General features: G+C 37.5%; 9 protein-coding genes and 1 pseudogene. All 10 read left to right on the plus strand.

Annotated elements, in window-relative coordinates; genetic code table 11:
* Positions 1 to 681, plus strand: a complete 681-nt coding sequence (locus tag ADM33_RS05715) for a hypothetical protein (RefSeq protein WP_049503660.1) — start codon at positions 1 to 3, stop codon at positions 679 to 681.
* 10 nt (positions 682 to 691) lie between these two features.
* Positions 692 to 931 (plus strand): hypothetical protein, encoded by a 240-nt coding sequence (locus ADM33_RS05720; RefSeq protein ID WP_049503662.1) that lies wholly within the window; start codon positions 692 to 694, stop codon positions 929 to 931.
* Positions 924 to 1,826 (plus strand): hypothetical protein, encoded by a 903-nt coding sequence (locus tag ADM33_RS05725; protein WP_049503663.1) that lies wholly within the window; start codon positions 924 to 926, stop codon positions 1,824 to 1,826. Before ADM33_RS05720 ends, ADM33_RS05725 begins: the two co-directional genes overlap by 8 nt.
* Before the next feature lies 1 nt (position 1,827).
* Positions 1,828 to 2,376, plus strand: a complete 549-nt coding sequence (locus ADM33_RS05730) for a DUF3801 domain-containing protein (protein ID WP_049503666.1) — start codon at positions 1,828 to 1,830, stop codon at positions 2,374 to 2,376.
* Complete coding sequence (locus ADM33_RS05735) at positions 2,373 to 4,208, plus strand: VirD4-like conjugal transfer protein, CD1115 family (RefSeq protein WP_049503668.1); 1,836 nt, start codon at positions 2,373 to 2,375, stop codon at positions 4,206 to 4,208. The genes ADM33_RS05730 and ADM33_RS05735 overlap by 4 nt, the downstream gene beginning before the upstream one ends.
* Before the next feature lie 12 nt (positions 4,209 to 4,220).
* Positions 4,221 to 5,570, plus strand: coding sequence for a hypothetical protein (locus tag ADM33_RS05740; RefSeq protein ID WP_049503670.1), 1,350 nt, complete (start codon positions 4,221 to 4,223; stop codon positions 5,568 to 5,570).
* Positions 5,571 to 5,581: 11 nt separating this feature from the next.
* The gene (locus tag ADM33_RS05745; RefSeq protein ID WP_049503672.1) at positions 5,582 to 10,216 is read left to right on the plus strand and encodes a PBECR4 domain-containing protein; all 4,635 of its coding nucleotides are present in this window, start codon (positions 5,582 to 5,584) and stop codon (positions 10,214 to 10,216) included.
* Positions 10,217 to 10,264: 48 nt separating this feature from the next.
* Positions 10,265 to 10,573 carry a hypothetical protein gene (locus tag ADM33_RS05750; protein ID WP_049503674.1) on the plus strand — a complete coding sequence of 103 codons (309 nt, stop codon included), beginning with the start codon at positions 10,265 to 10,267 and terminating at the stop codon, positions 10,571 to 10,573.
* Positions 10,574 to 10,819: 246 nt separating this feature from the next.
* Positions 10,820 to 11,161, plus strand: a complete 342-nt coding sequence (locus ADM33_RS05755) for a plasmid mobilization protein (RefSeq protein ID WP_065429211.1) — start codon at positions 10,820 to 10,822, stop codon at positions 11,159 to 11,161.
* Positions 11,152 to 11,525, plus strand: a pseudogene (locus tag ADM33_RS05760) (relaxase); the annotation flags it as partial. The gene ADM33_RS05755 and the pseudogene ADM33_RS05760, both read left to right, overlap by 10 nt.

Below are 11,525 nucleotides of genomic sequence, written 5' to 3' on the forward strand. Positions count from 1 at the left end.
ATGTATAATCAAAAGTTAATCAAAATGGTAAAGGGACTCCTTATCGGAGTCGCTGCCGTTTTATGTATTATCCTGGGCTATTCTATTGCTCAAGTACAACAGAATTTGAGACAGAATAGTCAAGTTCAGGAAGAGGCAAAACAGAAACCAGAAGAGAAACAACAGGAACAACTATCTCTTACTGAACAGCAAGTCGAGAACTTTCTAATTGCTTACTATACCAAAAAGGATTTAGAAGAGAATCGTCCACGTTATAAGCCTTTTATGACTGATTCTATGTATCAGGAAACCATTCAAGAAGAACAAAAGCCAGTTAACCAGACCTATAAGGGGTATGTGGTTGACCAATCTTATGAATCAGGCTCTATCTACATTGATAAAACACATAAAGTTGCGTTGGCTCAGATTCAATATTCTAGCACAACCTTAGCAGAAAAAGATAATCGAGATTCTAAGGGGCTTACTGGTATCACTAAGGCTACCATTCGATTGACCTATGTAGAACAATCAGGTAAACTATTGGTCAATAAAATTGAACCTATTGTCTTGACTGAAGCAAAAGGGCAAAGTATAGGCACCTATTCAGATACTAGCAGTTCAAGCTCGACTCCAGTATCCTCTTCATCAACCACAACATCTACATCCTCTGAACAAACAACCGCAACCAGTAGTAACCAATAAGGAGAATTGAATGAATAAAAAAATAGAACAACTTGAAGGTAAGCTTGAGAGAGTTAGGAAAGATAAGAAAAAAGCGCAACAACAAAAAGAAGCAGCAGATGAAAAAATCAAGAATTACATAAATCAAGAAAAAGATTTGGAAGCGCAGCTTTTTGTGGCACTATCAGAAGAAAGTGGCTTATCCTACCAGGAAATGAAGGAACTCATTCTTCCAGCACAATCAAGTAACCAAGGAGTGAACCATGTATAAAATTATCAATCAACTGACTAATCAAGAGGAAACATTTGAGCACCGAGATGAGTTGTTATCAAGGCTAGAAATCATCAATGAGCGAATGAAGAGTAATAAAGTAAACGGAATCTATCGACTTTATTCACTCACTTCTGAAGGTGAAATCCTACAAGAAGAGAGGCTTGAAATACCTTTTGTTGGAATCATTGATCAGTTGCTGGAGAATTTTGGTACGAGTGTTGGGAAGAAAAAGAAAGGTTTTCTTCATTTTTTAGCAAAACATAAAGAAAAGAAGTCCTCACAAGGCATACCAGAGCCCCAACCCCAACCCGAGTTCCAACCAGAACCAGATCCTGAACTAGAAGATCTAACGGTAAAGACAGAGGCGAATATGGCTCGTCAAAGAATTGCTGAGCTAGTTTCTCAGAAGACTAAAGATGAGGTTAGAGAGGAAGTGCCTTTGGAAGATAAAATTACCTATTCTTCTAGTGAATGGACTACAGATCATTTCAGTAGATTAGATGAAAATGAGGAAGAACGAGTAGAACCTTCACAAGATGAAAATACACAGGATGTAGCTGCAGAAGAAGTAGCACCAGTTGTTGCTACATTTAGTCAGAAAGAGAATAAAACGCTTCCTAATCAAAAGGCTGAATCTTCCTTCTCTCTTTCTCATGCAGCTGCAGTAAATATGCCTTCAGAGGTTATTGATAGCTTTGAGGCTCAGACGGTTACTTATAAGCAATCTATTAAAAATAAAATCAAATCTAACGAAGGTTTTATCAAGGAAGCAAAGGCGGAAATTGCTCAGTGCCAAAATAGGATCGATGAGTTGCAACAACAGATTCTTGCGAAAGACTCTCAAGCTACTCAATTGAAGGATCTTTATTACAAAATTGAAGAGGTGAGCTAAAATGGAACAAGAACAAGTTGTAGCCCAGTTAGGACGGGCAACTCTTGTGACAGGAGAAGTAATCTTAAAAGGACTCTTCCTGGTGAGCTCTAAAGCAGTTGAAATGTATCAAGCCAGAGGAGAGAATGTAGTCTTTACTGGTGATACAGACTGGAATAAATTCATGGCAACAGCAGATGCAAAAGAAGTCCAGCAATTACTACATAATGAAGTCAATCTCGAGGCAGTTCGAAAAGAACTGGGCCAATACGGGATTGGCTTTTCTTTTTATACTCATCCAGATGGAAAGACAACCCTTGCTTTTAATGCAAAAGATAAAGGTGTTGTTGAACAAGCCTTTAAGGATGTCCTAGAAGGAATTACAAGAGATCCTAAAGGATTCAATGAGCGAAACCTTAAAAATGGGAAAACGACTTCTTTTGAGGAGAAATTGAAACATTTTAAAGCAGTGGAACAAGAGAAAATTAACTCTCTTCAGGTAAACATTCATACTAAGGAATTTGTTCTTCCAGAAAATATCGAACCACAGATTGGAGGGAAAATGAAGTGATTACAGAAAAGAAGAAACGGAAACTTAGACCGTATTTGTTGTTAGGATTAGGCCTATTTTATCTCTTTCATTGGCTTTTTAAACTGTGGCTGTTAGCACCAGATACCGATTCAGTAACGGATGTATTTGGTCTTGGAAAGCTTAACTGGATGAGCGACCATCTGGGTGATAAATCTTGGTTTGATTTTCAATTCACACCAACTTCTTTATTGATAGGCATGAGTGGATTTCTGATTGCATTTTTGCTGTATTTGAGAGTGACGGATACAGGTACGTACAGGTATGGGGAGGAACATGGATCAGCTCGCTTTGCAACTAAAGAAGAGTTGATGAGATTCCGAGATGAAGAACCTGAAAAGAATATGATTTTCACTCAAAATAGCCAGATGGGACTATTTAATAACCGATTGAGCTTTGAAAATCAAATCAATAAGAATATTTTGGTGTATGGTGGTACGGGTGACTGGAAGACACGGAGTTTTGTAAAACCGAATATTTTACAAGGAAATTCTAGTTTTGTGACCACAGATACCAAAGGGATTTTGATTCATGAAACAGGAAAGTCTCTTGTAGAAAAAGGCTATAAGATGAAGATTTTTGATTTAATCACTTTCTTGAATTCAGATGGTTTCAATGTTTTTAGATATATTCATAATGAAATGGATATAGACCGTGTGGCAGAGGCGATTACAGAGTCTCTCAACAAAAATGGTCATGAGGGAGATCCTTTTTGGCCAGCAGCTAATAAACTCCTGATGCGTTCTTTAATTGGATATCTTTATTTTGATGGTCAGCTCGATCACTATCTGCCTAATTTAGGGCAGGTTACAGATATGATTCGAGAATTGAGAAGGAATCATCCAGAAGCGGAGAGTCCGGTTGAATTGATGTTTGAAGACCTGGAGAGAAGGAGCCCAGGGAATTATGCTAGTAGACAGTGGGATCTATTCAATAAAAACTTTGATGGACAAACACGTGCTTCTGTCTACGCTATTTTTGCGACTACATTCTCAGTATTTGATCATGAGCAACTAAGAAAGATTATTGAAAAGGATACACTTGAGATTGAAAAATGGAATATTGAGAAAACAGCCGTTTTTATTCATATTCCCGAAGTAGATCCAGCTTACCAGTTCTTATCTGCCCTTCTTTTTAGTACTATTTTTGATGTCTTGATAAAGACTGCAGATGTAATCCTGCTAGGTGAGCATCCAACAAAGTCTAAAAAGGATTTACTGCATGTTCAGATAGAGTCGGATGAGTTTGGACAGATTGGCAAGATTCCTAATTTACCACCAATAATCTCTGTTATTCGTTCTCGAGAGATTTCTATCAAGATGATGGTGCAATCTCAAAGTCAGATCGAAGTATTGTACGGTAAAGAAAATACGAAGACGATTATCAATAACTGTGGGGCTATTCTTTATCTGGGAACAAATGATCCGGATACTTTGAGAGCTTTATCTGAGAGATCTGGCAAGCAGACTTTGAATGATCAGAACTATAGCGAGAGCAGGGGAAGAAATGGCAGTAGTTCTAAGCAGAACTCCAAAATTGGCCGGGAATTATTGACACCGCATGAGGTTGCTACAATTGGAACAACAGAAGCCCTACTCTTCCTATCCAAACAAAATGTCTTTCGAGATCAAAAATTTAACCTGGATACGCATCCAAGAGCCTATCTCCTAAGCAATGGCCCAAACGATGACAATTGGTATCGATATAAGCGCTATCTGAGTGATATTGATGAGTGGAAAGACCAGGTTGGGGAAGAAAATGTTATTCATATTGGGATTAAGGAAGTTGAGGAAGTTCCTCTCAGAGTGAGTTAGAAAGGATAAAGAATGAATACATTACCACAAAAACAATTTAAACGAATGAAGCGTGAAGTTGAGGAGGAGACTGCACGAGGGATTGGTTATTTTGAGGGGATTTTAGAACATATCCCTTCTTACCCCCTATCTGAAGCAGTAAAAGAATTGGCTTTAGCCGGCTGGATTACACCTCATACAGATGTCGTTGATGTCCAAAATATGATTGTTACAGAATCCATAAAATGGATGAATTATCAAGATTTCAAAGAAGTTGCTCCCTATTTATTTTCATATCCTCGAGAGCAACGAGAGAAAGATTTATTGGTTCGACCAGTGAAGATCTCCAGAGATTACTTTGAGGAATTAAAGGCCAATGCAGAAGAATTATTTCACTTGAAACAAGACTTGCTTCAGGTTAATGATCAATTAGATGCTAAGATCCAGGAATTGGAGATGGATCAGCTACCCAATGGCGATCAGGTCATTGGAGTTGATCTGGAAGTTGAGGAGGTATTGTTACTACGAACTCCAGAAAATGCTCAGGTTGAGGAGTGGGAGGTTCGTAAAGATGGCTTGATTACTGATTATCGTTCCAATCTTTCAGAATATGCTCAAATTGTAGATACTTTACTTGAAATGGAGAGTTCAGAGATTGATATGATTCTCTACGAAGAAGTAATCAACTATTCTAAGAAAACTTGGCCAGATTCAGAGCCAATTCAACTTCCAGAAAATATCAAGGAACTGTTGAATCAAGAGGGCAAGCTTGATCCCTCATATTATCAAATAGCCCGGTTTGAAACATTAAGACAAGCCTATATCTATGGGATGATTTCACCTAGTTTCCAGGAACATTTCCCTCATTATTCAGATTTCGTTAGGAACTATGTCGAAGATAGGGAAGAATATGAATTTTTCGATTATCGTTCAGAAGTCATCTCACTAGCACAGGAAATTCTAGTACCACGTTTAGGTGATATTAACCAGATTTTAGGAACGAATGATCAGGAGTTAATCGTTCAAGAAGTTATTGGTTATTCTCAGGGTGAAATATGGGAACTAGCTTATTTACGGGATACAAAGACGGAAGATAGAGAATCCGTTCGGTTTTATCTTGAAAGTGAGATTGGAGCTTGGTATAAGGGAAGTTTGACAGAGTTGGCTGTTATCCGCTTTGATGATATTGATCTAGAGAAAGGATTTAATGGCCATCAGGAAGCAGTCTATCATATCGATAAGAATTTGTTAGTTCATGATAAGCTAAAACAAGCTCAACTCCATTTTCCTGATTTAAATCGTTTTGTAGAAGCCGAAGAACTTGAGAAAGAACAGAGGCAAGATATAGTAGCAGAAAAAGAAGGGCCAGAATTTTCATTGTAGGGAGGTAACAGATGGCACTAAGTAAAGAAGAAGCCAAAAGATTATCTATTATTTCTGTTGCAGAGCAACTAGGCATAGAGTTAAAGCGTACAGGAAGCTATAGTTATACCTGGACAGAGCACGATTCATTTGTAATCGATGCAAGAAAAAATGAATTTCACTGGAATTCAAGAACTGAATTTGGAGATGTCATTCAGTTAGTTCAATCCATAAAAGGAGTTTCTTACAAAGAAGCGATGCATTTTTTGGAAACTGGAGAATTTAAACAAGTTAATTCAGAAGATCAGATGGCTCCAAAAGAGCCATTTCACTATAATTTGGAAAGATACGAGAATCAGGACTTCAGCGCTTCTAGAACCTATTTAAAGGCACATAGAGGCCTTTCAGATGATACGATTAATTTCTTTATTAGCCAGGGGAGTATGGCGGAGGCAACTCGAAAAAAAGGAGACTATTTCGAGCCTGTGATTGTCTTTAAATATAAAGACAACACGGGCTTTTTAGCTGGTGCTAGTCTCCAGGGAATAGTAGAGAATCGAGTGCATTATCCAGAACGTGGGCGCTTAAAACAAATTATGAGAAATTCAGATGGACAACTAGGATTTTCAATTGATATTGGCACCCCTAAACGTTTGGTATTTGCGGAAGCTCCAATCGATCTCATGAGTTACTATGAGCTTCATAAGGATACGCTTCAGGATGTCCGCTTAGTAGCTATGGATGGGATCAAAGATGGTATCATTAGTCGAAGATTTATGGAATTATATTCCGAGATGAACGGTAGATCCTATCAAGTGGATCAAAATGCTGGAAAAGCCCTTGAAACTGTCGCTAGAACAACGAATTATTTTAAAGATGGTCAGAATCAAGATATGATTACCTTGGCTGTAGATAATGATGCAGCTGGTCATAATTTTATCACTCGATTGCAGGAGAAGGGAATTCCAATAAAGATTGCGATTCCCCCTATTATTCAGGCAGACCAGGAGAAGGAAGATTGGAATGATTTCCTGAAGAGAGATAACGAAGCTCCTAAGAATCTGGCGCACGTTTATATAGCAGATGAAAAGTCCTGGCATTACCAGGGCTTTTTTGAGAAGGAAATAGCTCTTGCAAAAGCGCAAGAGCTAACTGCAGATGATGTAAAAGCCTTTGTGTCAGATAGACAATTGACAAGGGAAGAAGTCCGTCAAGAATATCAAACAATTATTAATCAAGAGAGAGGGAGAAAAAATAGTATGTCGAAATTGCATGAGAATAGCAGTGAGCATGAAGAAGATTTAGTAAACAATCCTCAACAAGCTGATAGAGTACTTATTCAACCGGAAACACAAGCTATAATTGATTCTGGAGAGGTCAAACAATGGGCTAAACATCCAAATATATACTTTGTAAAAGGGCTACGTTTTGTAGCTCTAGAAATGACAGAAGAAGGAAAATTTGAACAATCATCTCAATATCTTCCTAAAACGGAGGAGGAAAAAGAGGTGGTAAACAAGTTACTGTCCAAACAAAAAAAGCAAGATGAAGTAGTTCTAGAAGATGATCAGAGTTCTGAATTGAACATAGATACTAGCAATTTATCTCCGGAAGATGCGGAATGGCTGAAGAAGAACTGGCATAATATTAGCTTCTCAGTAAAGCCTAAAAAACAGATGATCATTGATGCAGATAAAACGGTAATTTTTGAAAAGCCTTCCGATTCTGTTGGAGATACTAATGAAGCGCAGGAAAAAAATCAGAGCACAGAAAAAGCTCTTGAGACTTCTCAAGAGCAAAATATGAATTCAGAAGATCAAAAAAATGAGAGGACCAATGGTAGTCAGGGGTCTTTACAGCCCAAGGCTGAAGGCAGTCCCACACCCGTACCAGAAGTTGGTACCTTTGAACGCTCTGTTACCAGTCGTCCTACGTTATCCTCTCATTTATTATATTTTAGCATAAATGAAGAGTTTCAGTCAAGTAATGATGGGCATTATCATTCTATTTCCTCGAATGAATTAGCTAAATTAAATCGTCCAATTCGTAGTCAAACTATTCAGAATGCAGCGCAGTATTATTTGGATGAATTGGCTAACTCTAAGATTTATTATGTCACCCCTGATAAGACTGTACAAGTGAATTTTGAAGAGAAACACTTCATGCACTTAACAGGGATTAAGCCACTTGCACCAGGGCAGACACCTGAAAAAACTTTACGTGATTTTGCAGAGGGAAACGGGCACTTTGATAATATTCTTTTGGCAAATAATGATGCAGCCTTTGACAAAATCAACGTCTTGTCAGATCTTTCAGTCGCAACAGAAAGTACATCTTTCTATTTTGATGATTTAACTAATCTTAGACGTTATAATGGGCGCTTTGACAGCCTTATAAAATCTGATGATAAAGATATTATTTTACTGTTTAAAGACCTGGAAGAAGAAAATTATATACCAGTATCAGTATTTCAATCCAGAGCAAAACTAGTCAAAGAACTGGAGACTGTAGATAAAACGCCTATTCTTGCTGTATTCCGTGAACGTAATGGCCACATTGAACAGCTATCGATCAATGAGGACTACATCAAGGATGGGGGCAAAGAATTGCAATCCATTATGAAGAATGGCTTGTTTGAGGAACTCCAGACTAATGAGAGTGACAAGAATAACTATACGATTCGCCTTCAATGGGCTGAGGAGCGCCCAGATGGGCCTAAGTTGCCCTTTAAAGAAACAGAGCTGATATCTTATCAAGATTTTGCAAAAGAGTTATATAAGCAGAATAATATCTATTACGACAAACATCATGCGAGTGTAAGTGATCGAATGAACCAGGTAGAAGGTGCTTCCTATACCCCTTTTACAAAGGTTCAATTTGCCTTGTACAGCCCTGATGGTGAACTGATTCAGGATGGTATTCGTTACGATATTGGGGATGAGATTAACCCAATCGCTCACAAAGAAAGACTTGGTACACGAGAAATGCGAGAGCATCCAGAGTTGATGAAGATAGATGGGGCATTATTCAATCAGTATCATCTGGAGAGATTAGCAAGTGAGTTAGACATTTCTCAGTATAGTTACGCTTTGGAAGATACTCCTTATGCAGATCAACTTTTATCTCAAGTACCTTACGGAGCGTTAGAAAATAGTCCAATTGGTTTTTTGGATAGCAGTCATGATAGTCGTCTAGGATTTATTTCTTTTGATGGAATGGATAGTGTTGAGGTCGAAAATCTATCTGCTTGGTTTGAGAAGTTGGGGGTTAAGGATTCTCCAATGGAACAAGTAGCTCTTGTAGAAAAATGGCAAAAAGAAATTAAAGATTTATCAGAAAGAGTTGAACAAACCATCGAAAATATTCGAGATGAATTTGAAAAAACACAAGCCAAGAATTCGCAAAATACACCAGATAATCCATACGAAAAAATTTATCAGTATAACCGAAAAGATGAGAGGGATCGTGATTTGGATGGTGATGGTATTTCCAATTCTGATGAGATGTTGCAAGGAACAGATCCTTACAATGCTGCTTCTAACCTTCATAAAAAGCAGGAAGATAGAGAAAGAAGGACAGATGCTGAAGTGGCTGCAGGAGCTATTATTACTGAAGCAGTTGCTACTAAAAGTTCAGAACAAACCATTTCCCAGCTGGTCGCAAATAAAGATACAAAAGCTTTAGCTGAACACTTGAAAGAAGGAATGAAGAACTATTTGGATTCAGAACAGTTTAAATCTTTCTTGGATACGATGAGTAAGTTTCATAACTACTCACTTAACAATATCCATTTTCTGAAAATGCAGAATCCTAATGTTTCCCAAGTTGCAAGTTTTAATAAATGGAAAACAGATTTTGAAAGAACAGTTAAAAAGGGTTCTAAGGCTCTGAAAATTTGGGTTCCGTATCAAGTGAAAACTAAAATTTCTGCTAATCAAAATGAGTTAAGTTTTTCTCCATCTGAGAATGAGATGGAAGAGAAGGAAGTCACAGTTACTCGATTTAAGTTAGGGAATGTCTTTGATGTTTCTCAAACCGAAGGAAAAGAATTGCCAAAAGCAATTAATGAATTGACTGGTTCTGTCAAAGATTATGAAGATTTATATCGAGCAGCAAAAGCAGTTTCGATGGATAATCAGGTTTCTATCAGTTTTGAAGAAATTAAAAGAGAGGGCGCAAATGGTTATTACTCTCCAGATGAAAATCGAATAGTCATTTCAAAAGGATTAAAGGGGCAAGAACATATTCTAAAAACAATTTTTCATGAAATGGCTCACTCAGATTTACACAGAGGAACTAATGCACAATATGGGGACGACCAATATCGTAAGCAAGAATTACAAGCTGAAAGTGTAGCCTATGTCGTAGCTAATCATTTTGGTTTTGATACTAGTAGTTACAGTTTTGGATATTTAGCTATCTGGACGAAGGATAAAAATGGCTTTGAAGATATGGTAGAACAACTGCAGATTGTTCAGAAAGAAGCAAAAAGTTTGATTGATCGAATGGATGCCAAGTTAGAACTGGTGAAAAATAAAAGCGTAAAGAAAGATAAATTTGCAGATAAACTTCAACAGGCAAAAGAAAAATCTGAGCAGTTAGGTAGTCAAAAGGCGGAGGCTGTAAAGCAGGTGGAAGAAAAAAAGTCCCTGAGCAGCCCTCAATAATGGAGGCGATAACTCGCAGAAAGAAAAACAAAAAAGGAGAAACAGAAGATGATTGAAAATCTAAAACAAGAAACCTTTGATATTTTGATGGAGATATTTTTTGAGGATGAGACTACAGATTCGCCCAAAATGAATGAAGTTAATCAGCATATTTCACGTAAAGAATGTCTCTATATTCTTCGTAGGGATATGCGAATTAAAACAAGCTATGAACTAGAAGAAGTAGAAATGTATCCAGTTGCGCTTAAAGAAATCGAGGAAATGAGTGACGAAAGATTTGAGAAACTTAGAGATGAAATATTAAAAATGAAGTTGCTTGATGGGATGGATTTTCTGTTGGAAACTTTAAAAGTTTAATCAAACTTTTCTCCTCGAAATAAATAAATTCCTGCTTGCAGGGATTAGGGGATTGGGGATTTCCCCAAAAATTTAAAAAGTCAAGAATAGTCAGGGGCAACACCCTGACTATCTTTGACCTTTTTAAAAACAGCGTTTGGGTACCCAAGTGCTATGCTTGCCAGAAGAAAAGGGGCTGAGCCCCTAAACCAAGAAATAGCAGAACAGAGGTGATGATTTTTGAAAAATGGAGAAAAACGAAAACGGATGATTCAGAAAAAAATCCGTTTGACGGAGGAGGAAGCTCGGTTTATTTCAACTAAAGTTGCAGAATCTGGAATGACAAATTTTAATGCCTTTGCTCGAATCATGTTGATTATGGGCGAGGTCAAAATCTTAAATTTTGAAGAATTGAAAGAATTGCGGAAGGAAATAAATCGGATAGGGGTCAATATTAACCAGGTCGCAAAAAAGGTGAATGAAGATGATCAGGCCAGTCTAAATGAATTGAGTCAGATTCTTGAATTGCAGAAACATTTGAAAGAGACCGTCAATCAATTTATCCAAAAACAGGAAAATCAAACAAAGGAACAAGAGCGATGGTTGTAACAAAAGTTCTTCAGATAAAAGGAGTGGCTTCTTTAGGAAGATCTACAAAATATATTGAGGACGAAGCAAAGACGGTTGAGATGACTGAAACAAAAAGTCTAAATAATGCATTACGCTATATCGAGAATCTATCTAAAACGAGTTTCTTGGAACAAGATGAACATCTTGAATTTCCAGCAGTGGTTAAAGATGGCCGAGTGGTCAAGCAACTTGTATCCACTTATGGAATTACAGACGTGGGTACAGCCACAGAAGAATTTCTTTTGACAAAAAAGAATGCGGCACAACGAGCAGGAACAAAAGAACTATCTGATATTCAAAATCCGAATCGAGTTTTGGCTCATCACATTATTCAATCATTTTC

Source organism: Streptococcus oralis (assembly GCF_001075875.1).
Taxonomy (GTDB): domain Bacteria; phylum Bacillota; class Bacilli; order Lactobacillales; family Streptococcaceae; genus Streptococcus; species Streptococcus oralis_I.